The following is a 22437-nucleotide window of genomic DNA, read 5'->3' as shown; positions in this document are numbered from 1 at the left end:
CGTCAGTCGTAGGGCCAGATTTCTTGCCCAAGTGCTTCGATTGCGATCGAGATCCGTTCGAAACTGTCTGCTGCGCGCTTTACCGAGGTTCGCGCGCGTAGGTACCCATGGACAAGGCCAGGTTCGTTGATCCAATGGGCCAGACCACCAGCTGCGCTGATCCGCTCGCAATAGTCCTTCCCGTCATCACGGAGCGGATCACAATCAGCAGTAATCACAACAGTAGGCGGCAGTTTCGAGAAATCATTGTCCTGTAAGGGCGCGTAAGTCGGATCGCCCTGAGGCGGGGTACCTGCGTATCGGACGGTTTCGTAGAATTTAATATCGTCCAGTGTCAGTAAAGGAGCATGGGCGTGCTCAAGATATGAGCCGCGCGATTGGTCTCCGCCAAAACCGGGGTAGATCAGCACCTGCCCCAGTATATTGTCCAGCCGCCCGCGCGCATGGTGGGCGATAGCTGCTGCCAGATTTCCTCCCGCACTATCCCCGGCCAGAACAAGCGGGTCGCCATACTCAGCCGCCGCCCATTTCACAGCCGTCCAGCAATCCTGGAACTGCGCCGGATGCACATGTTCAGGGCACAGCCTGTAGTCAACTGAAACGACGCGGTATCCCGTTTGGGCACAGAACTCGGCACAGACATCATCATGGCTGTCCAGCCCGCCAACAACAAAGCCACCACCATGAAAATAGACGACCGTTCTGGTCGGATGTCCGGCGGTATAATGGCGGACCGGCACGCCATCGGCGTACAGGTCCTGGGTTTCGACACCGGCAGGGCGCGGTTGGCGAAACTGCTTGCACATCGTGTCATAGACCCGACGCTGGTCCTCGATGGACAAATCGACCGCATCATCCGGATAGCTTTCGGCCGTGCGGCGTATGAACGCCCAGGTTTCTTCGTCGATCAGGCGTTCATAGTCCATTGTTCCTCCGGCTTATTTGGACCACTCCCAGGGCCGGGTAAATGCGCCCAGGACTTTCGCGACATCGTCTTCCGAAGATCCGTTCGCGTCAAGCTGCGCGACAAGGCCACGCTTTTTATCGTCGATCACCAGAACAACCCGCGCAGCAAGCCCCGCAGCGTCAAGAGCACCGTTGTAAATGCGGGTGATGGCCTGTTTGCGCAGGTCCGGCTTGAACACCTTGCCGACGGCAGTTTTCGGCAACTCGTCAAGAATGGTTATATGCTTGGGTTGCGCGGCACGCTCATGCACGTGAACCTTGCAATACTCCAGCAGCTCATTTTCAGTGACCGAAGCCCCATCGACCAATTCAACAAAGGCACAGGGCACTTCGCCCGAATGCGCGTCCGGCTGACCGATCGCCCCCGCGAAGGCAACTGCATTATGACCCAGCAGCGCCTCTTCGATTTCAGCAGGATCGATATTGTGACCACCGCGAATGATCAGGTCCTTGGCGCGACCGGTGATCCAAAGGTAGCCGTCTTCGTCAAACCGTCCCAGATCGCCCGTACGCAGGTATTTGTCAAAGTGATAAAGACCAATGTTCTTGTCGGCCTCAGTATACGTGTTGCCTGCGTACACACCGGGGTTCGAGATGCAGATCTCACCAATCTGATCAGTGCCGCACTCTGTCGGCCCATCCGGCCCATCCAGCAGGATTTTGACATCCGTATAGGGGAACGGAATACCGATCGAACCGATCTTTTTCTCGCCATCCACGGGGTTGCACGAGACCAGACAGGTGGCCTCGGTCAGGCCGTAGCCTTCGACGATGGTGACGCCCGTCGCCTCTTCGAAGCGGCGGAACAACTCCACCGGCAGCGGCGCCGAACCCGAAAAGGCGGTTTTCACACTTGAGATATCTGCGTCCACCGGGCGTTGCATCTTGGCTGATATCGCGGTTGGAACAGTGATGATAAAGCTCACCTTCCAGCGCTCGATCAGCTTCCAGAAATTGTCGAATACACCGTCACCGCGATAACCTGCAGGTGTCGGGAATATCACATGCGCACCCGACGACACGGCGGCCATAACGATCACATGCACTGCAAAGACGTGGAACATCGGCAGCGGGCACATGATGACGTCATTCTCGTCAAACAACAGTGTTTTGCCCAGCCAGCCGTTGTAGATCAGGCCCGAGTATTTATGCTGCGCCACCTTGGGCATCCCGGTGGTCCCACCAGTGTGGAAGAAACAAGCAACGCGATCGTCCTTGCTGTCCTCGAATGTCAGCGTCGTTGGTTGCTTAGCGAGTTCCTTGTTGAAACTCTTGTAGTCCGCATGTGCCAGTTTTTCCTTTTCGCCCATCTTGGGGCGCAGGAAGGGAACCAGCCACGATTTGGGCGGCGTCAGGTACCGATTCAGGTCAATTTCCAGAATGGTGTTGACCTTGGGCGCGTGGCGCACCGCCTCTTCCACCTTCTGGGCAACATCCGTTTTCGGGAAAGACTTCAATGTAACAACCACTTTGGCGCCTGTCTCACGCAGGATCGCCGCAATCTGCTCGGGCTCCAGCAGCGGATTGATCGGGTTCACAATCCCCGCAACTGCACCGCCCATCATGGTAATCAGTGTTTCGTTACAGTTTGGCAGCACATAGGCCACCACGTCTTTTTCACCCACACCCAGCGAACGAAACAGGTTTGCCGCCTGATTGACCTTGCCCAGGAGTTCAGACCAGGTCAGGGTTTCGGCTTTGTCATTGGGGCCAGAAAAAAGCTGAAAACTGATGGCATTGTGGTTCGGGAACTTCCCCGCCGTGCGCGACAGGAGCTGATGGAAGGTGACAGGCAGATCCCGATCCTCCCACGACATTTCCTGTTCCATGCGCGTCTTGTCTTCCAATCCCACAAAGGCCATGTGGTTCCTCCCGTTTTTCTCCCGTGTTTTTGCACGAGCTTGTTGTTCGCAACCAAGATGGAAGCAAAACAACCCTCGCGCAAGCGAGGCCTTAGCCTTCAAAGGGGGTAAAATGTAGAATGACGCTACGGCGAATTGACAAATGCCCGCGCGTCACTCCTATTCTGCCGCAACGCCATCTGTGAACTGCAGTCGTGCAAGGCGTGCATATAGCCCATCTTGGGACACCAGATCATCATGACTGCCCTGCGCCACGATACGGCCTTCTTCCAGCACGACAATACGGTCGGCTTTCTTTACGGTCGCCAATCTGTGCGCAACAATCAGGGTCGTGCGGCCGGCACGCATCTGATCCACGGCGCCCTGCACCGCACGCTCACTCTCCGCATCAAGGGCCGAGGTCGCCTCGTCCAGCAGCAGCACAGGTGCGTCGCGTAAAATGGCGCGAGCGATTGCGATACGCTGTTTTTGCCCACCCGACAGCATGACACCGCGTTCGCCGACAAAACTGTCATACCCATCGGGCAAGGCGGCAATGAAATCATGTGCGATGGCGGCACGGGCTGCGGCTTCTACTTCGGCATCCGTTGCGTCCAGACGACCGAAGCGAATGTTTTCGCGGGCTGAGGCGGCAAAGATCACCGGATCCTGCGGCACCAAAGACATATACTTCCGGAAATCTGTGCGATCCAATTCCCGCAGATCATGGCCATCCAACATCACCCGGCCTGAGTTCGGGTCATAAAACCGTTGAATCAATTGAATGATCGTCGTCTTGCCCGCCCCTGACGGCCCGACAAAGGCAACGGTCTCGCCCGGGTTTACCTGAAGCGACAAGTGATCCAGCGCGATTGTATCAGGGCGCGCGGGATAGCGAAAACTGACATCTTCGAACCGGATTTCGCCTCGGACGTCCTTTGGCAAAGGAGCGGGGTTAACGGGGTCCGAAACCGTATCTTCGGCATTCAGCAATTCGACAAGACGCTCGGTGGCTCCGGCTGCGCGCTGAAGCTCGCTCCAAATCTCGGACAGGGCCGCAACAGAACCCGCCATGATGATCGAGTAGATCACGAATTGAATCAAAACGCCTTCGGTCATCACACCGTTGCGCACGTCATTTGCACCCATCCACAGAACGCCGACGATACCTGAAAATACCAGAAAGATCACAATCACCGTCAGCACTGCACGGGTCTGAATCCGACGCAGTGAAACAGTATAGGACATCTCGGTCATCTCATCGAATTGCTGGCGGCTGGCTTGTTCGTGGGTAAAGGCCTGCACCGTCTGTACCGCCCCCAATGCCTCGCCCGCGTTTCCGGATGACGCCGCAATCCAATCCTGGTTTTCGCGGCTGATCACGCGCAGACGCCGACCCAGAATCAATATCGGCACCACCACCACGGGGATAAGCAGCAAGACAAGCCCGGTCAGCTTGGCCGAGGTCAACAGCATCAGAACCAGCCCGCCGATAAACATCAGCATATTGCGCAGCGCGATGGAAACAGATGAGCCAAGAACCGATTGGATGAGGGTCGTGTCGGTGGTAATCCTGCTCAGCACTTCACCGGTCATAATACGTTCGTAGAATTCGGGGCTCATGCCGATCACGCGATCGAACACAGCCTTGCGGATATCGGCAACCACACGTTCCCCCAACCGTGTGACCAACGCATATCTGATACCGGTTCCCGCAGCCAGAACAGCGGCAATGCCCAACGCTGCCAAAAAGTACCAGTCCAGCAATTCACCGTCCTGAATGCGGAAATTGTCAACCACGCGTCGCACGGCCAATGGCAGGGTCAACGTCATGCTGGCCGTCAGGATCAGAGCCAGTGTCGCCCCGATCATCAATAACCTGTAAGGCTTCATAAAGGGCCAGAGCGACCCCAGCACCCCGATCTTCCTTGAGCGGGCCCGCTCTTCGCTAGCGCCAGGAGCCGCTGATTGTGCTGGTTTATTGGCGGTCTGTCTTGCCATGTCCGGCCCTTGTGTATTGAACGCTACAAAGTGAACGCTTTCTTGGCCCCAGCCGCCGTTCCGGTCAAGCATTCCTGCCAGAAACAGCCAACCATAAGGGCCATTTGACGCAGAAATCAGTGGGGATTGGAGCGGGTAGACGGAATCGAACCGACATAGCCTGCTTGGAAGGCAGGGGCTTTACCATTAAGCTATACCCGCAAATGGTTTGCGCTGGTTAAGTCATGCGCCGGGGCGCGTCAAGCGGGAAGTGTGAAAATTCGCGCGACCAAAACCGTGATATTTCCCGGTGGATGTACGGCCTTCAATCGTGACTGCGGAATATCCGCGTCGAGGAGAAAAACCGCTCAAGTTCCTCGATGCGTTCCTTGCTTTCTTCCCACCGTGCCTCTTGCACTTCAGCGATCAGGGTCTCCGATATCAGCTGTAGCGCTATTGTTGAATCCCAGCTGGATGGTGCCTCGACCAGTGCGTGAAAGGTGTAATTGGCGGTCTTGCCTATCGGTGATCCCCATTGGTCGGTGAACAGGATAACCGTCACACCGCGGCTTGATGCGACCTGCGCCAATTTCTCGAGATAGGCCTCGTATCGGCGGATATCAAAAATCACCAGAACCGAGGTTTCATCCATATCAAGCAGGTACTGCGGCCAAACGTTTGCCGAATTGCCCAGCATCGTCACATTGGGTCGAATAATCTGCATGTGATTGAACAGATAGTCCGCATTTGAACGCGTGATACGCCCGCCCACGACGTAAAGATGGCGATCCGTATTTGCCAGAAGCTGGGCAACGGTGTCGAACATCTCTTTGTCCAGACGTTCCAGCGTGTGGCGCATATTTGTCCAAACAGCCTGCGCAAACCGCGTTGTGGGATGCTCCGCCGCGTCATCCACAACCCAGGCATCCCGTTTCGAGATCGGCTTTTTGATCTGTGCCGCCACCTCTTCTCGCAGGGCGTCCTGCAGGGCGGGAAAACCGTCGAAACCCAGCTTGCGTGCCATACGTATGACCGTCGGGGTCGAGACCTGCGCGGCAGCGGCCAGCTTGGTGATCGATTGCAAGCCGGTCATTGGATAATCCTGCAAAAGTACCGAGGCCAGCTGCCGTTCTGACCGTGTCAGATCGTCAAGCTCTTCCTGTATCCGCTGTTTGACAAGTTTCGCAACGGTGGCCATCGGCACCTTCATTTCTCAAATTTTTTACAGGATATGATTGTTTGTAATTTTGTCTACAGTAATTTTCTTGACAGGTCTGAGGTTGCTGTAACAAATGCTTCTTATGCACCACGATTCCGAGACACCAATGCTACTACCAACCGAAGCTCCGGCAGCCCGCGTGCAGAACGCCAACGGCCGGGCACAATGCGTTTTGGTATGCGAACATGCTAGCCGATTCATCCCAGCGTCACTGAACGGATTGGGCCTGACTGAAGACGCCGCATTGTCTCATGCAGCTTGGGATATCGGCGCATTGGCGCTTTCGGTCGAACTGACGAAGGCCTTGGACGCGCCGCTGGTTCATTCCTGCATCAGCCGACTTGTTTACGACTGCAACCGCTCACCTGAACGTGCAGATGCAATGCCGCAGGTAAGCGAAGTGTTTTCCATCCCCGGCAACGAAAGCCTGACGGACGCTCAACGTGCCCAAAGGATCCGCGAGGTTTATGAGCCGTTCAAACAACTGTTGTCGTCTACTCTGGACGCACGGGAGCGGCCGCCTGTCGTAGTCACGATGCACAGCTTCACGCCCGTCTACAATGGAAAGACCCGATCAGTCGAACTGGGCATTCTTCATGACGAAGACGACAGGGCGGCCCAACTTATGCTGCGCTGTGCCAAGGGCTCGGGTCTGAAAGCCGCGTTGAACGAACCTTACTCTGCCACGGATGGCGTCACGCATACATTGCAGGAACATGCGATCAGTCGGGGGCTTCCGAATGTCATGGTCGAGGTTCGAAACGATCTCATCGACACTCCAACGGGAGTCGACCGCATTGCCGGGATCCTGACGCCGATCCTGCAAACGGTAATTGATGCGTATTCGCACACAGAGGCGAAACAATGAGAGCTGGGGTATCGAGATGAAGTTCTTGCGGGGCTACGTGGCGGTCATTGATCGAACGAACCGCTGGATCGGGCGCGTCGTCATGTACGGCATATTCGTCATGATGGGTATTCTGTTCTGGTCTTCGGTCTCGAAAACTTTTTTCGTGCCGTCCCTCTGGACGCTCGAGATGGCTCAGTTCGCCATGGTGGCCTACTACATGCTTGGTGGCCCTTATTCGATCCAGATGGGGTCAAACGTGCGAATGGACCTGCTTTATGGCGAATGGTCTCATCGCCGCAAGGCCTGGACGGATGCCTTCACAGTCGTATTCCTGATCATCTATCTGGTCATCTTGCTGTGGGGGGGATGGGACAGCCTGATGTATTCCTTCCAATATGGTGGTGAGCGCAGCGCGACCATCTGGCGACCCTACCTTTGGCCGGTCAAGCTGATCATGGTTATCGGTATTTCCTTGATGCTGCTGCAAGCCATATCAGAATTGTTCAAAGATATTCTGCGCCTGTGCGGCGACGATATCCCGCGTGAGGTAATCTGATGTCATACGAGATGATTGCCTTGCTGATGTTCGCATCAATGATGCTTATGATGCTGACCGGCCAGCGCGTCTTTGGTGCAATCGGCTGTGTCGCTGTGGTTTCAGCCTTGTTCCTATGGGGGGATAGGGGCGGCTACGACTTGGGTTTTGCCGCTGCGATCAAAGTCATGAAGTGGTACCCGCTGCTGACACTGCCCATGTTCATCTTCATGGGATACATCCTTTCCGAAAGTCGGATCGCAGATGACCTTTACAAGATGTTCCATGTCTGGATGGGCGGCTTGTCCGGTGGTCTGGCTGTCGGAACCATCGGGCTGATGGTTCTGATCTCGGCAATGAACGGGCTGTCCGTTGCAGGAATGGCAATCGGCGCTACGATCGCCTTGCCGGAATTGCTGCGCCGGAACTATGACAAGCGCATGGTGACCGGCGTCATTCAGGCCGGATCATCCCTTGGGATTCTGGTGCCACCATCCGTTGTTCTGGTTCTTTATGCCATGATCGCGCGGCAACCCGTTGGCCAGCTATGGCTTGCCGGAGTGATACCCGGGCTGATGATGGCGGCCATGTTCATCATCTACATTGTCATCCGCTGCCGCATCAACCCGTCGCTCGGCCCGGTCCTGCCCGCGGAAGACCGCGACATTCCGTTGCGAGAAAAGCTGCTGCTGTTGCAAGCCGGATTGTTACCCTTGGGCATTTTCATGGTGATGATGGTCCCTTTTGTTAACGGCTGGACTTCGTTGGTGGAATCCTCCGCCATCGGCGCCACTACGGCCATGCTGGCTGCCTTTCTGAAAGGGCGGCTGACACGCACGGTTTTCGAGAATTCAATTCGGCACACCCTGGGCATCTCGTGTATGTTCATGTGGATCATTCTGGCGGCTCTGGCTTTTGGCGCTGTCTTCGACGGGTTGGGTGCGGTCAAGGCAATCGAAAGCCTGTTCACCGAAAAACTGGGTCTTTCCCCGTGGATGATCCTGGTTCTCATGCAGCTCAGCTTTATCCTGATGGGTACGTTTCTGGACGATACTGCCATGCTGGTTATCGTCGCACCGCTTTACGTTCCGCTGGTGGGTGCGCTTGGTTTTGATCTTATCTGGTACGGCGTGCTTTATACGATCACCACGCAGATCGCATACATGACGCCGCCATTCGGCTATAACCTGTTCCTGATGCGCGCGATGGCCCCCCCGGAGATTTCGCTGCGCGATATCTACAGTTCGATCGTTCCTTTTGTTCTGGTGATGGTCTGCGCCTTGGCCATAATCATCATCTTTCCTGAAATCGCGCTTTGGCTGCCGAATTATGTCTATGGAAATTAAGTCACAAGACCCCGGCAAGGGGCGAAGTTCAGCAAGACTAAACAGAGGAGAAAGACAATGACTACAAGACGCAGATTTCTAAGTTCCGCCGGTCTGGCGGGGGCCGCCACATTGGCCTCTCCTGCGATCGTCAAAGCGCAATCCGCCATCAAGTGGCGGTTCCAGACCTATGCCGGTGGCGCATTGGGCGAACATGTGACCAAGCCAGCCATCGATTACATCAACGCCAATGCCAATGGCGAACTTGAGATCGAACTGTTCTATGCGGACCAGATCGTTCCGACAGGTGAACTGTTCCAGGCCCTGCAACGCGGCACGATTGACGGTGTGCATTCAGACGACGATTCCATGGCTTCGCCTACTCCGCTGCGTCAGTTCGGTGGTTATTTCCCCTTCGCCACCAAGCATATTCTGGACGTTCCGGTGCTGTTCAACCAGTACGGTCTGGCTGATATCTGGCGCTCGGAATATGAGAAGGTTGGCGTGACGTGGCTGTCGGCAGCGGGTCAGGACCCCTGCAACTTCAACACCAAAAAGGAAATCAAGAGCCTTGGCGACCTGGATGGGCTGAAGCTCTATACCTTCCCGACGGCCGGGCGTTTCCTGGCCAAGTTTGGTGTTGTGCCGGTCAATATCCCTTACGAAGACGCGGAAGTGGCGGTACAAACCGGTGAGTTGGACGGAATGGCCTGGTCGGGTATCACTGAAGATTACACTGTTGGCTGGGCCAATGTGACCGACTATTTCCTGACCAACAACATCTCAGGCGCGTGGATCGGATCCTGGTTTGCAAACCAGGAACGCTGGGCCGAGTTGCCTGACCACCTGAAATCGGTTGTGATGGCAGGTGTCGAAGCAGGCCACACCTATCGTAACCAGTGGTATTGGGGCGGCGAAGCGGCCTTACGCGCGAATGGCGACAAACTGCAGTTGCGACAGGTTCCGGCGGCAGAATGGAAAGAAGTGGAAAATGCCGCTATCGAATTCTGGGACGAGGTCGCACAGGAAGGCGAAATTCACCAGAAGATCGTTGGCATCTTCCGTGAGTACAACTCGGTCATCAACCAGGCCGGCGCTCCTTACACTTTCGATTGATATCAAAACAGGGGCGCTGTCATGCGGCGCCCCTACTCAACGCATGAGGTTTGTTTCATGACCGCAACTCTGACTTTCGAAACCCTGAAATCGCTTGTCGCAGACGGCGCGATCGACACTGTATTGGTTTGCATGGTTGACATGCAGGGTCGGTTGATGGGCAAGCGTTTTCATGCAGGTCATTTTGTGGCTGGCGCGTGGGAAGAGACCCATTGCTGTAATTACCTGCTGGCCACGGATCTCGAGATGGCGACGCCGGATGGGTATGCCTCGACCAGTTGGGAGCGGGGTTATGGCGACTATGTGATGAAGCCAGACCTGAGCACATTGCGCCCGGTGCCCTGGCTGGAGGGCACCGCGATGGTGATGTGCGATATGCTGGATCACCACACCCATGAGGAAGTGCCACATGCGCCGCGCTCGATCCTGAAAAAGCAGGTGAACCGCCTGAAGGCGATGGGGTATGAGGCGATGTGCGCCACCGAGCTGGAATTCTTCCTGTTCGCGAAAAGCTTTGATGCGATCCGCAAGGAAGGGTTCCGCGATCTGGAGCCGATCTCGGGGTATAACGAAGATTATCACATTCTGCAGACCACCAAGGAAGAGCATGTGATGCGCCCGATCCGGAACCACCTGTGGGATGCGGGTATTCCGGTCGAGAACACCAAAGGTGAAGCCGAGGCCGGACAGGAAGAACTGAATATCAAATACGCGCCTGCGATGGACACGGCAGAGTATCACTCGATCGCCAAGAACGCGGTGAAAGAGATCGCCTGGCAGCAGGGTCATGCGGCGACCTTCCTGCCGAAATGGCATCATGAAAGGGTTGGCAGCTCGTCGCATGTGCATCAGTCGCTCTGGGCGGATGGCAAACCAGCCTTCTATGATGCCGGGGATGAACTGGGCATGTCGGCGCTGATGAAAAGCTATATGGCCGGCCTGCTGAAATACGCCGCTGATTACACGTATTTCATGGCGCCGTACATCAACAGCTACAAGCGGTTCATGAAGGGCACCTTTGCGCCGACGCGGATCATCTGGTCGGTAGACAACCGTACGGCAGGGTACCGCCTGTGCGGGGATGGCACCAAGGCGATACGGGTCGAGTGCCGTATTCCGGGATCGGACATGAACCCTTATCTGGCGATTGCAGGGATGCTGGCGGCCGGGATCGCGGGGATCGAAGAAGGGCTGGAGTTGCAGCCGCCGACCAAAGGCGATGTCTATCAGGGCGAGACGGGAAAGATCCCCGGCACCCTGCGTGCGGCGCGGGATGCCCTGCACGGCTCGGCCATGTTGCGCGCGGCCATTGGCGATGACGTTGTCGATCACTATACCCGCGCGGCTGAGGTCGAAATCGAGGAATTCGAACGCGTGGTAACCGATTGGGAAATTGCCCGCGGGTTTGAGCGGGCTTGAGATGGAGGAAGCGAGGGGCCGGCCCCTCGCGCACCCCGGAATATTTATGGCCAGATGAAGCAGGGATCCTGCTCTCTTTAGAGATGGAGTGACTATGGGGCAGATGTTGCAATGTGTCTCGCCGATCGATGGATCGGTATTTGCCGAACGAGAAGTACTGTCTCGGGATGCTGCGTTTGAAATTGCTGACCGTGCGCGGGCGGCGCAGGCCGGATGGGCAGCGCGTCCGTTGCAGGAGCGGATTGATCTGGTGATGGCGGGCGTCGCGGCGGTCGGCGCGATGAATGATGAGATTGTTCCGGAACTGGCCCATATGATGGGCCGCCCGGTGCGCTATGGCGGCGAGTTTGGGGGATTCAACGAACGCGCCAGCCATATGGCAAAGATCGCCGAGACGTCACTGGCCGATATTGCCGTGGGCGAGGATGAAACCTTCAAACGCTATATCAAACGTATTCCGCATGGGGTGGTCTTTGTAGTTGCCCCTTGGAACTATCCTTACATGACGGCGATCAACACGGTGGCGCCCGCGCTGATCGCGGGCAACACGGTTGTTCTGAAGCACGCGACCCAGACCTTGTTGGTTGGTGAGCGGATGGCGCAGGCGTTCCATTCGGCGGGTGTGCCTGAAGACGTGTTCCAGAACGTGTTCCTCAGCCACGACGTGACCAATGATCTGATCGCGGGCAACGCGTTCGACTTTGTGAACTTCACCGGTTCGGTTGGTGGCGGTCAGGCCATGGAGCGTGCGGCGGCGGGGACTTTTACAGGCGTCGGCACAGAATTGGGCGGCAAGGATCCGGGTTATGTCATGGACGACGCCGATCTGGACGCGGCGGTTGACACGTTGATCGACGGCGCGATGTTCAATTCGGGCCAATGCTGCTGTGGGATCGAGCGGATTTACGTTCACGAAAGCCTTTATGACGACTTTGTCGCCAAGGCCGTAGAAATCGTGAAAGGCTACAAGCTGGGCAATCCGCTGGACACCGAAACCACGATAGGCCCAATGGCAAATGTCCGTTTCGCTGACGAGGTGCGCGCACAAATTGCCGAAGCGGTTGAGGACGGCGCGGTCGCGCATATCGACCCCTTCCCCGAGGATGATGGCGGCGCGTATCTGACGCCGCAGATCCTGACCAATGTCACCCATGATATGCGGGTGATGCGGGACGAAAGCTTTGGCCCAGTTGTGGGCATCATGAAAGTGTCCTCGGATGCCGAGGCCATCGCGCTGATGAATGACAGCGAATTTGGCCTGACTGCCAGCCTTTGGACCCGCGATGTGGATCGCGCGGCGCGTGTGGGCGACCAGATCGAGACCGGCACCGTCTTCATGAACCGGGCCGACTATCTGGATCCTGGGCTGTGCTGGACCGGTTGCAAGAATACCGGACGCGGCGGTGGTCTTTCGGTCATCGGCTATCACAATCTCACCCGTCCAAAATCCTACCACCTGAAGAAGGTCACGGGCTAAGGACGACGGCCTGCTCGGGTCTGACCCCCTCGCCCGAGCAGGTCTCAAATCACAAAGGAAACCTGACATGTCACTTGTTGGAAACTGGTCCTATCCGACCGCAATCAAATTTGGTGCCGGGCGCATCAAGGAAATGCCCGCAGCCTGTGCCGCAGCCGGGATGAAGAAACCCCTGCTGGTCACGGACAAAGGGTTGGCCGATCTGCCGATCACATCGGCGACGCTGGATATCATGGAGGCGGCCGGTCTGGGCCGCGGTGTATTCAGTGATGTGGACCCAAACCCAAATGAGAAAAACCTCGACGCGGGCGTTGCGGCATACAAGGCCGGTGGGCACGATGGTGTGATTGCCTTTGGCGGCGGCTCGGGGCTGGATCTGGGCAAGATGGTCGCCTTCATGTGCGGCCAGACGCGCCCGGTATGGGACTTTGAGGATATCGGTGACTGGTGGACCCGCGCCGACGCGGATGCAATCGCGCCGATCATTGCGGTTCCAACGACTGCGGGGACCGGGTCCGAGGTTGGTCGTGCCAGTGTCATCACCAATTCCGAGACCCACGCCAAGAAGATCATCTTCCACCCCAAGGTCCTGCCAACGGTGGTGATCTGCGATCCTGAACTGACGGTTGGGATGCCCAAATTCATCACCGCAGGCACCGGCCTGGACGCCTTCGCGCATTGTGTCGAAGCCTATTCGAGCCCGCATTATCACCCGATGAGCCAGGGCATCGCACTGGAAGGCATGCGTTTGGTGAAAGACTATCTTCCGCGCGCCTACGCAGATGGCAGCGACATTGAGGCCCGCGCCCAGATGATGAGCGCGGCGGCCATGGGCGCGACCGCGTTCCAGAAGGGACTGGGTGCGATCCACGCCATGAGCCACCCGGTTGGCGCGCACTTTAACACCCATCACGGCACCACAAACGCGGTCTGTATGCCTGCCGTGCTGGACTTTAACGCCCCCGCCATCGCCGACCGGTTCCAGAACGCTGCCGCCTATCTGGGCATCAACGGAGGGTTCGATGGCTTCCGCGCCTTTGTGCAGGAATTCAACGACAGCCTTGGTATCCCGCGAAAGCTGGCAGACCTCGGCGTGACCGAAACCTCAGTCCCAACCCTCGTCGAAGGCGCAATCATCGACCCTTCATGCGGCGGGAACCCGATTGAGTTGACCAAAGAAAACCTGACACAGCTGTTCAAAGCAGCACTGTAAAAAAACAAGCGCCCGGCAAGGAACCTGCCGGGCGCTTTAAGAACTGTTCTACTGGTGCCGGATCAATGCCCGGTCAGTACCAGAGTGTTGACCGGCATCAGGATCAGGCGCAAACGCAAACCTGCCGCATGGACCACGCCAATTGTGTCAACCACATGCAGGAAAGCAGCTTGCCAAAAGCCCAAATCCTCGTGTTCCAGACGGTCATGGTTGTCGGTGTAGACATTGGCCAGACAGTTGCTGCCTGGAGGAATGTCATCGGCCATACCTTTATACAGCGGCTCCATAAAGACCAGAATTGATCCGGGATTAGTATTGTTCTGTACATCCCGCAATTCATCTGATGGACGGATCTGGCCGGACGGTATGACATCCTGCACCTCGACCACCACAGTGGGGATAACGGTGAAAGGCTTGGTCATGCAGCCCAACTCACCGATCATACCTGGCTTGATCACCTGAGCAGACAGTTGGTTGAAAGCCGCCTGAAAACGGTCATGTCCGGTATGCGATGGAACGAGGATGCCAGCAGGGCGCAACAAGGGGCTCACGTAATCACCGACTTGCAGGCTAAACTGCTCGACCCGTCCGGTAACACCGGCGACAATCAGTGTTTTGTCCAACTCGGTCTGCGCGGCGTCCAGCTGTGCAATGGCACTGGCCAGTTGCGCGGGGATCAGCTCCTCGATCTGCTGTTCAACTGCCGCACGTCTGGATTCGGCCGCAACAACCTGCGCCTCACGCTCGGCAACAAGGTTTTCCAACCGCTCAATCTCGGTCAGTCGGACAGCGCTTGAACCTTGGTCGCGCAGGGTCGTATTTCTTTCAAGATCGTCCAAGGACTGCGCCAAAGCCGCCTTGGCACCGGCAATACCGGCATCAGCCTCGGCCAGATCAGTTTCAGCCACGCGCAGCGAGGCCTGAACCTGTGCAATCTGTGCATTTGCCGCCTGAACCTGCGCTGCCTGGCTGAAATCTTCGATCCTGAAAATCGGCTGACCAGCGGTTACCAACTCGTTATTCTTGACGAATATTTCCGAAACGCGCCCGCCAAGTTGCGGCAGGATCGTCACGGTTCGAAAATAGGACGCTGCGGTTTTACTGGCTGGGTGAAAATAGAACAGCGTGGTGATTACCGTCAGCGCCAGAATGGCACAGGTCGTAAGGCCCCAGCGCAATTCGTACCACATGGTGAAAAGGGTGATCTCGTGACCGATACGTTTGCCCTGAACAAACCGGCGGAACAGATAATCGGGCAGCACCGTGATCAGGGCGCAAAGCAGAGTCTCAATCATGTGTTTTGCTCCTGCACGTCGGTGACTTCTGAAACGCCAGGGGTTGGAGCAGGTGCCTCGGGCACCGGTTCCGGAGCAATTGCACCTCCAAGAGAACGAATGGCATCGGCGATGTTTCTAAGTGGGGAGGCGAAATCCGGAAACTGGAATCCTGCGACCAGTACAGCGGCAATCCAGAATATCCCGTTATGTGTAAACAGGGCCAGCAGTGCCAGAATGCCCACCAACTGAAATTGCGGATGGTTGTTCTCGTGCGCCATTTTTTCCGGAACCGAATGAAGCGTCAGGTACCCAACACCGATCAGCACCACGAGAATGACAAAGAAGACGACCATAGCCGAAAAAAGGTAATCGCTTCCGTCAGCTGCGACGACGTATCGGGGAATGTGCCCAGTGGCCATTGGATGAAGATCTGCTGCGGTCACCTTGCCCTCCTGTTCGTTTTGATACTTCTTTGAACGGGTTGAAGCCCAAATTCAAGGCTGCATATATTTTGGAGATTCTTCGAAATGCCAAGTGCTTGACCCAGAGAGCTAAATGAAACCCAGAAAACTTGTGGCGAACCTGCTGCGGAAGGAACACAAATAATGATCGATTTCCTCGTCATCGGGGGCGGAATTGCCGGGTTGAGTGCGGGCGCGCGCTTGTCGGAACATGGAACCGTGATGGTTTTGGAGGCCGAAGACGCCTTGGGGTATCACGCGTCGGGTCGCTCGGCAGCCCTGTTTGAGCAAAGCTATGGTCCGCCATCCGTGGTGGCGCTGAACACGGCTGGGGCCGCGTTCCTGCACACACAGAACGGTGGGTACCTGACACGGCGCGGACTGATGTTGATCGGTTCGTTTGACCAAAGCGAGGTTTTCGAAGCCGACCGCAAGGATCTGAACATGGAAAGAATTCCCATCGATCAGGCGGTTTCGAACGTTCCGATCCTGAACCTGGCCAAGGTGGGTTTCGCGGCTATCAGTGAAGCTGCGTTTGACATCGATACCGATCGCCTGTTGCAAGACTTCGCGCGGGCCATTCGCCAGAACGGAGGAACCGTTGCAACGAAAAGCAAAGTAACCGGTATTCGAAAAGAGCGGCATTGGCTGGTCGAGGCCGGGCAAATCTTCGAAGCCCGCAATTTGGTGAATGCGACCGGTGCATGGGTGGACGAGATCGCCAAGCTTGCCGGGATACCACCTATCGGCATCTCTCCTCGCCGCCGATCCATGGCGCGGCTGCCCGCCCCCGGGGGCCATGATGTATCCGGATGGCCCATGATGCTGGGCACGGGTGAAACATGGTACGCCAAACCGGACGCGGGCAAGCTGCTTGTTTCGCCTGCCGAAGCCGACCCGGTACCACCTCAGGACGCCTATGCCGACGATATGGTGCTGGCCGAAGGTCTGGCGCGCTATGAAGAATTGATGACCGAACCAGTAACACGCGTCGAAACAAACTGGGCAGGATTGCGCAGTTTCGCACCAGATGGAACCTTGGTGCTTGGGCCTGACCCGATTGATCCATCGTTCATCTGGTCTGCGGGTCAAGGCGGGTATGGTTTCCAAACAGCACCGGCAGCTTCGCAGTTGTTGTGTGATCTGGTGGTTGGAAACACGCCGGTGCTGGATCCAGACAGTGTTAAGTCGCTGACCCCAAACAGGTTGAACAGATGATCAAACGCAATCTACCGCCCTCCGCGAGTGTCGCCAACGCGGGTGAGGATGGAAAACTGGTGGCCCCGGCAGCGACCCGAAACTTGGATGCGCTTTGTGTGTTGCTACAAGACTGGGCACCGCGCCGCGGGCACGCGCTGGAGATTGCAAGCGGAACCGGTCAGCATGTCTGTGGATTTGCTGATTTGCTGCCCGATCTGACGTGGCATCCCACCGAACCTGACCCTGAGCGCCGCAATAGCATCGACGCCTATGCCAGCGCCTTACCCAATGTGGCAGGCGCCGAACATCTGGACGCAACGAATTCGGGCTGGCATACGCGCTTTCCTTCGCAGGACCTGATCGTCTTGATCAACCTGATACATTTGATCAGTTGGCAGGACACCAGAACCATTTTCGCCGAAATCGCTCAGTCCCTGACTGAAAATGGGCGGTTCGTTTTGTACGGCCCATTCAAACGCTCGGGCCAATTGACAAGCGACGGGGACAAAAGGTTTCACGAGGCTCTGATCGGGCAAGATCCAGACATTGGATACAAGAACGACGAAGATATGCTTGGCCTGTTTCAGGACGTAGGGTTGCGCGTGCTGAAAACCATCGACATGCCCGCAAATAACCTTGCATTTGTTTCCGAGCGCCCGGCCAACTGATCGAGATCAAAGTCAAATTACCACTGCCTGCACATATTCCCGTTATCTTATATGAAAAAGGCACTCAATATGGCTTGGCAAGAAAAGCTCTCGGCGACGCGCACCAGTTTGCGCAACCTCAACGGGGCCATTCCCGACACTTCGCGCGCATTCGGCGCGCTTGGGAAGGCTGTGAAGGAAGGCGGAACGCTCGACTATAAAACCAAGGAATTTATTGCGTTGGGCATGTCGGTGTCGCTCCGCTGCGAGCCCTGCATTACTCTGCACACCGATGCGTTGGTCAAAGCGGGCGCAACGCGTGAAGAGGTGTCCGACGTTTTGGGTATGGCTATTCAGATGGGTGGTGGACCAGCCATGATGTATGCTGCCAAGGCGTTGGAATGTTTCGACGAACTATCCGCGTAACCAACAGAAAAGGCCCCGGAAATTCCGGGGCCTTAGATTGATCAGCCGTCCTTGCGGATGGTTTCGTTTTTCGGATCATAGGGGCTGTCGCATGTCACGACAGCATCCCACAACTTGTCCTGCATCTTGACCTTCAGCTTGGTGCCTTCGACCGCCAGATCAGGCTTCACATAGCCCATCCCGATCGACTTCTCGAACGCGACAGAATAGCCGCCCGAGGTCAGTCGACCTACACGCTCGCCTTCCGGCGTATACAGCGCCTCGCGGCCCCACGGGTCAGCATCGGCCGGACCGTCGATCAGCAAGGTGCAGCACTTGACGCGCACACCGGTCTCTTCCAGCTTGGCCTTGCCGTGGAAGTCCTTGGACAGGTCGACAAAGCGCGGCAGGTCGGCTTCCAGCGGGGTCGCATCGCGGCCCAGCTCGGTGCCAAAGGCGCGATAGGATTTCTCCTGACGCAGCCAGTTCTGGGCACGGGCACCGACCAGTTTCATGCCGTGCTTTTCACCGGCTTTTTCCAGCAGGTCGAACAGGTAGTTCTGCATCTCGATCGGATGGTGCAGTTCCCAGCCCAGCTCACCGGTATAGGCCACGCGGATCGCGTTCACGGGGCACATGCCCAGTTCGATCTGACGGGCCGACAACCATGGGAAGCGCTTGTTGGACAGTGCGGTTTCCGGATCGGCGTCCTTGATGACTTCTTTCAGAACGTCACGCGACTTGGGTCCGGCGATGGCGAAGACGCCCCATTGCGTGGTCACGTCCTGGATTTCGATGTAACCGAACTCCGCCATCTTGTCCTCGGCCGCTTTACGCAGGTAGTCGGCGTCGTACTCAGTCCATGCACCGGCAGAGACGATGTAGTAGTTGTTCTCGCCATTGCGGACGATGGTGTATTCGGTGCGGGTGGTGCCATTCGAGGTCAGCGCGTAGGTCAGGTTGATACGACCGACCTTGGGCAGCTTGTTGCAGGTGAACCAATCCAGGAACTGCGTGGCACCGGGGCCTTTGACAACATGCTTGGTGAAGGCCGATGCGTCGATCAGGCCAACGCCTTCGCGGATCGCTTTGGCCTCTTCGACGGCATATTGCCACCAGCCGCCACGGCGGAACGAGCGTGCTTCCTTGTCGAAATTCTCGGGCGCGTCCAGCGGGCCGTAATAGTTCGGGCGTTCCCAGCCATTCACCCAGCCGAATTGAGCACCGCGGGCTTTCTGGCGATCATAGGCCGGAACGGTCCGTAGCGGACGGCAGGCTTCACGCTCTTCATCCGGGTGGTGCAGGATGTAGACATGCTCGTAGCATTCTTCATTCTTGCGTGCCGCGAACTCGGTGGTCATCCAGTTGCTGCTGTAACGCTTAGGGTCCAGCGATGCCATGTCGATCTCGGCTTCGCCATCGACCATCATCTGTGCCAGATAATAGCCGGTGCCGCCCGCAGCGGTGATGCCAAAGCTGAAACCCTCAGCCAGCCACATGTTGCGCAAACCCGGAGCCGGACCAACCAGCGGGTTGCCATCCGGTGTATAGCAGATCGGGCCGTTGAAATCATCCTTCAGTCCGGATTCGGCACAGGACGGCACGCGCTCGGCCATTGCCATGTACTGCTCGGCGATCCGGTCCAGATCCAGCGGGAACAGGTCGGCGCGGAAGCTGTCCGGAACGCCGAATTCGAACTGCGCAGGGGCGCCGTGTTCGTAGATACCAAGAATCCAGCCACCGCGTTCTTCACGTGCATAGGATTCGTTGTCGGCATCGCGGACAACGGGGTGCTCTGGGTTGCCTGCTTCGCGCCATTTGACCAACTCGGGGTCTTTGTCCATGACGATAAAGGTGTGTTCGACCGGGATTGCAGGCATTTTGATGCCCAGCATCTTGGCAGTGCGCTGCGCGTGGTTGCCCGACGCGGTCACAACATGTTCGGCGGTGATTACGACCTGCTCGTCGGAAGGCACCAGGTTGCCGCCCTTTTCGACCATCTTGGTGCAGGTCACTTCCCAGTGCGTGCCGTTCCAATGGAAGGCGTCAGCCTGCATCTTGCGCACGATTTCGACGCCACGCTGACGGGCCCCCTTGGCCATCGCTTGGGTCACGTCGGCAGGGTTAATATAACCGTCCTCGGTGTGATAGATCGCGCCCTTCAGATCCGATGTCTCGATCAGCGGCCAGCGTTCCTTGATCTGGTCCGGGGTCAGCCACTCGTATTTCACATCACAGGTTTCGGCGGTCGAGGCATAGAGCATGTATTCGTCCATACGCTCTTGCGTCTGTGCCATGCGCAGGTTGCCCACAACCGCGAAGCCCGCATTCAGGCCGGTTTCTTCCTCAAGCGTCTTGTAGAAATCCACGGAATACTTGTGGATATGGGTCGTCGCATAAGACATGTTGAACAGCGGCAACAGGCCCGCGGCGTGCCAGGTGGACCCGGACGTAAGTTCGTCCCGTTCGATCAACATCACATCGTCCCAGCCTGCTTTGGCCAGGTGATAGGCAATCGAGGTCCCAACGGCGCCGCCGCCTACGACCAATGCTTTGACTTGGGTTTTCATAACCGGGCGTCTCCCCTTGAAATCAGTTGACACCATATGGCGTACTTAAGGGGGATAGCGCGACATTCATCCGACCAGTGATATGAAAAAAACGACCCGAATATCGAAAGCGGGTCGCAATTCATTCGTTGGACCGCTGCCCTCAACCACCGGAACGGCAACGTTTGCTTGTTCCGACCGAGACGCAAACTAATTTGCCACTCTCTTCCGAGGGATTCTTCACCGCCGGTTCCTGTGATGGCGAAGGCTGCGCCTCTGCCGTGAACCAGCCGTCAGAAAGACCGACACGCGAGGAGACCGAGGCAAGATATTCTTTCACGCCCAAACCACTTTCCGATGCTTTGGCTTGCTGAACATAGTCCAGCCCTACAACGGCCAACCCGCAGATGGCTACAAACCCCGCCAGATATTTTACGCTCATGTCGACCATCCTCTGTCATCAACCCTTTGAAACCATGACATGTGGACGTTTTGAGGGCGCAAATACGGACCAGGGGGTGAATATGGCTACGTGTCATCCGACAAGATCTTGCCGGGATTCATGATATTGTCTGGGTCCAGCGCGGCCTTGATCGCAGCCATGTATCGCGTGGCGGCGCCCAGTTCCCTGGTCAGATACGGTCTCTTTCCCTGCCCGATGCCATGTTCACCGGTACACGTGCCTTCCATGGATATCGCCATGTCGTTCAGCCAGCCGACAAACGCCTCGGTCTTGGCAACTTCTTCAACGTTTTCCATGTCGATCAGCAGCAGCGTATGGAAATTGCCGTCCCCCACATGGCCCACGATGGGGGCCAACAAGCCGAGGCCGGTAGCCTTCTTCTGCGTCTCGGTCACACACTCGGCCAGGCGCGAGATCGGTACGCAGACATCGGTTGAAATACCCCGCGCACCGGGGCGCAATTGCAGACACGCCCAATACATATCGTGCCGCGCCTGCCAAAGTTTGTTCCGTTCTTCGGTGGTCGAAGTTGCTGCAAAATCCGTGCCGCCAAACTCTTCGGCGATCTGACCAAAGGTTTCAGCTTGCTCTGTGGCACCGCTTTCCGAGCCGTGAAACTCCAGCAACAACAACGGTGTATCCGGCAGACTCAGCCCGGAATAGGCGTTGGCGGCCTGAACCGACAACTCGTCCAGCAACTCGATCCGGGCAACCGGGATGCCATACTGAATCGTCATCATCACCGCACGGCACGCGGCATCGACAGTCGGAAAGGAACACCGGGCCGAACTGATCGCTTCGGGGATACCCTGCAACCGCAATGTCAGCTCGGTGATGATTCCCAGCGTGCCTTCCGCCCCGATCAGAAGACGGGCCAGATCATAGCCGGCCGAAGATTTCTTGGCCCGGTGCCCGGTACGGATGATCTGACCGTCTGGCATCACGGCTTCAAGGCTGAGAACGTTGTCCTTCATCGTCCCATAGCGCACCGCATTGGTGCCCGACGCGCGAGTGGCAGCCATCCCACCCAGCGACGCATTCGCCCCGGGATCAATCGGAAAGAACAGGCCCAGATCGCGCAGATGGGTATTCAACGCTTCGCGCGTGACACCGGGCTGCACGACACAATCCAGATCCTGGGCATGAACTGCAAGCACACTATCCATTTGTGTCAGATCGACCGAGACGCCCCCCGCCGGCGCATTTACATGCCCTTCCAGTGATGTTCCTGTTCCGAACGGGATCACTGGCACCCGGTGCGCCGCGCAGGTTTTGACGATGTCCGAAACATCCTGCGTCGAATGCGGGAAAACCACGGCATCGGGGCTTTGGTTTTCGATCCAGGTCGTGGTGTGCCCATGTTGTTCACGGACAGCGGCACCCGTTTGCAACCTGTCGCCAAAGCGCTGCTTGAGAATGCTTATGACGGTTTCAATACCAGCTTCATTCCTTGGCAATGCGGTTGCCTGCACCATTGTCATCCTCCCCTGCCCC

Annotated in this window: 19 protein-coding genes and 1 tRNA gene; 10 read left to right on the top strand and 10 right to left on the bottom strand. The window is 57.0% G+C overall.

What is annotated here, in order from left to right; genetic code table 11:
* Window positions 1-2: 2 nt before the first annotated feature.
* The 5 genes from ACR0EK_RS05200 to ACR0EK_RS05180 form a co-directional block, all read right to left on the bottom strand.
* A complete protein-coding gene (locus ACR0EK_RS05200; protein WP_480899494.1) occupies window positions 3-926 on the bottom strand; it encodes an alpha/beta hydrolase in 924 nt (307 codons plus the stop codon).
* A gap of 12 nt (window positions 927-938) precedes the next feature.
* Window positions 939-2828 (bottom strand): acyl-CoA synthetase, encoded by a 1890-nt coding sequence (locus ACR0EK_RS05195; protein WP_480899492.1) that lies wholly within the window; start codon window positions 2826-2828, stop codon window positions 939-941.
* Between the two features lie 159 nt (window positions 2829-2987).
* Window positions 2988-4808 (bottom strand): ABC transporter transmembrane domain-containing protein, encoded by a 1821-nt coding sequence (locus ACR0EK_RS05190; RefSeq protein WP_480773135.1) that lies wholly within the window; start codon window positions 4806-4808, stop codon window positions 2988-2990.
* A 127-nt stretch (window positions 4809-4935) separates the two neighbouring features.
* A tRNA-Gly gene (locus ACR0EK_RS05185) sits at window positions 4936-5009 on the bottom strand.
* A 103-nt stretch (window positions 5010-5112) separates the two neighbouring features.
* Window positions 5113-5985, bottom strand: coding sequence for a MurR/RpiR family transcriptional regulator (locus tag ACR0EK_RS05180; RefSeq protein WP_480482048.1), 873 nt, complete (start codon window positions 5983-5985; stop codon window positions 5113-5115).
* Window positions 5986-6112: 127 nt separating this feature from the next.
* Between ACR0EK_RS05180 and ACR0EK_RS05175 the strand changes: the two genes are divergently transcribed.
* The 7 genes from ACR0EK_RS05175 to ACR0EK_RS05145 all read left to right on the top strand — a co-directional run bounded on the left by ACR0EK_RS05175 (window position 6113) and on the right by ACR0EK_RS05145 (window position 13941).
* A complete protein-coding gene (locus tag ACR0EK_RS05175; protein WP_480967641.1) occupies window positions 6113-6874 on the top strand; it encodes an N-formylglutamate amidohydrolase in 762 nt (253 codons plus the stop codon).
* Window positions 6875-6890: 16 nt separating this feature from the next.
* Complete coding sequence (locus ACR0EK_RS05170) at window positions 6891-7412, top strand: TRAP transporter small permease subunit (RefSeq protein ID WP_480967640.1); 522 nt, start codon at window positions 6891-6893, stop codon at window positions 7410-7412.
* Window positions 7412-8737, top strand: coding sequence for a TRAP transporter large permease (locus tag ACR0EK_RS05165; RefSeq protein ID WP_267367377.1), 1326 nt, complete (start codon window positions 7412-7414; stop codon window positions 8735-8737). Before ACR0EK_RS05170 ends, ACR0EK_RS05165 begins: the two co-directional genes overlap by 1 nt.
* 57 nt (window positions 8738-8794) lie before the next feature.
* On the top strand, window positions 8795-9832 hold the full coding sequence (locus tag ACR0EK_RS05160; protein ID WP_209504652.1) for a TRAP transporter substrate-binding protein: 1038 nt from the start codon (window positions 8795-8797) through the stop codon (window positions 9830-9832).
* A gap of 57 nt (window positions 9833-9889) precedes the next feature.
* Window positions 9890-11251, top strand: a complete 1362-nt coding sequence (locus tag ACR0EK_RS05155) for a glutamine synthetase family protein (RefSeq protein WP_480899488.1) — start codon at window positions 9890-9892, stop codon at window positions 11249-11251.
* A 94-nt stretch (window positions 11252-11345) separates the two neighbouring features.
* Window positions 11346-12728 carry an aldehyde dehydrogenase family protein gene (locus ACR0EK_RS05150; protein WP_480831446.1) on the top strand — a complete coding sequence of 461 codons (1383 nt, stop codon included), beginning with the start codon at window positions 11346-11348 and terminating at the stop codon, window positions 12726-12728.
* A gap of 67 nt (window positions 12729-12795) precedes the next feature.
* Window positions 12796-13941: an iron-containing alcohol dehydrogenase gene (locus ACR0EK_RS05145; protein ID WP_480773132.1), complete on the top strand. Its 1146-nt coding sequence runs from the start codon at window positions 12796-12798 to the stop codon at window positions 13939-13941.
* 62 nt (window positions 13942-14003) lie between these two features.
* On the opposite strand, the gene ACR0EK_RS05140 is transcribed toward ACR0EK_RS05145, so the two are convergent.
* Window positions 14004-15236, bottom strand: coding sequence for an HlyD family secretion protein (locus ACR0EK_RS05140; RefSeq protein ID WP_480506169.1), 1233 nt, complete (start codon window positions 15234-15236; stop codon window positions 14004-14006).
* Complete coding sequence (locus ACR0EK_RS05135) at window positions 15233-15637, bottom strand: hypothetical protein (protein WP_480773258.1); 405 nt, start codon at window positions 15635-15637, stop codon at window positions 15233-15235. Before ACR0EK_RS05135 ends, ACR0EK_RS05140 begins: the two co-directional genes overlap by 4 nt.
* Window positions 15638-15823: 186 nt before the next feature.
* Here ACR0EK_RS05135 and ACR0EK_RS05130 point away from each other — a divergent pair, with 186 nt between their 5' ends.
* The 3 genes from ACR0EK_RS05130 to ACR0EK_RS05120 all read left to right on the top strand — a co-directional run bounded on the left by ACR0EK_RS05130 (window position 15824) and on the right by ACR0EK_RS05120 (window position 17952).
* Window positions 15824-16897, top strand: coding sequence for an NAD(P)/FAD-dependent oxidoreductase (locus ACR0EK_RS05130; RefSeq protein ID WP_267364707.1), 1074 nt, complete (start codon window positions 15824-15826; stop codon window positions 16895-16897).
* Complete coding sequence (locus ACR0EK_RS05125; RefSeq protein WP_480967639.1) at window positions 16894-17547, top strand: DUF938 domain-containing protein; 654 nt, start codon at window positions 16894-16896, stop codon at window positions 17545-17547. The genes ACR0EK_RS05130 and ACR0EK_RS05125 overlap by 4 nt, the downstream gene beginning before the upstream one ends.
* Window positions 17548-17616: 69 nt before the next feature.
* Window positions 17617-17952, top strand: coding sequence for a carboxymuconolactone decarboxylase family protein (locus ACR0EK_RS05120; RefSeq protein WP_209504659.1), 336 nt, complete (start codon window positions 17617-17619; stop codon window positions 17950-17952).
* Between the two features lie 41 nt (window positions 17953-17993).
* On the opposite strand, the gene ACR0EK_RS05115 is transcribed toward ACR0EK_RS05120, so the two are convergent.
* The 3 genes from ACR0EK_RS05115 to ACR0EK_RS05105 all read right to left on the bottom strand — a co-directional run bounded on the left by ACR0EK_RS05115 (window position 17994) and on the right by ACR0EK_RS05105 (window position 22418).
* Entirely contained in the window at window positions 17994-20501 is a 2508-nt protein-coding gene (locus ACR0EK_RS05115; protein WP_480486434.1) for a GcvT family protein, read from the bottom strand.
* Window positions 20502-20643: 142 nt separating this feature from the next.
* A complete protein-coding gene (locus tag ACR0EK_RS05110; RefSeq protein ID WP_480482071.1) occupies window positions 20644-20922 on the bottom strand; it encodes a hypothetical protein in 279 nt (92 codons plus the stop codon).
* A gap of 86 nt (window positions 20923-21008) precedes the next feature.
* Window positions 21009-22418, bottom strand: coding sequence for an FAD-binding oxidoreductase (locus tag ACR0EK_RS05105; RefSeq protein ID WP_480899483.1), 1410 nt, complete (start codon window positions 22416-22418; stop codon window positions 21009-21011).
* Between the last annotated feature and the right edge of the window lie 19 nt (window positions 22419-22437).

It is taken from the genome of Ruegeria sp. AE4 (assembly GCF_056542185.1).
Note: the sequence above shows the minus strand (reverse complement) of the source record. Positions and strands in the feature narration are given on the sequence as shown.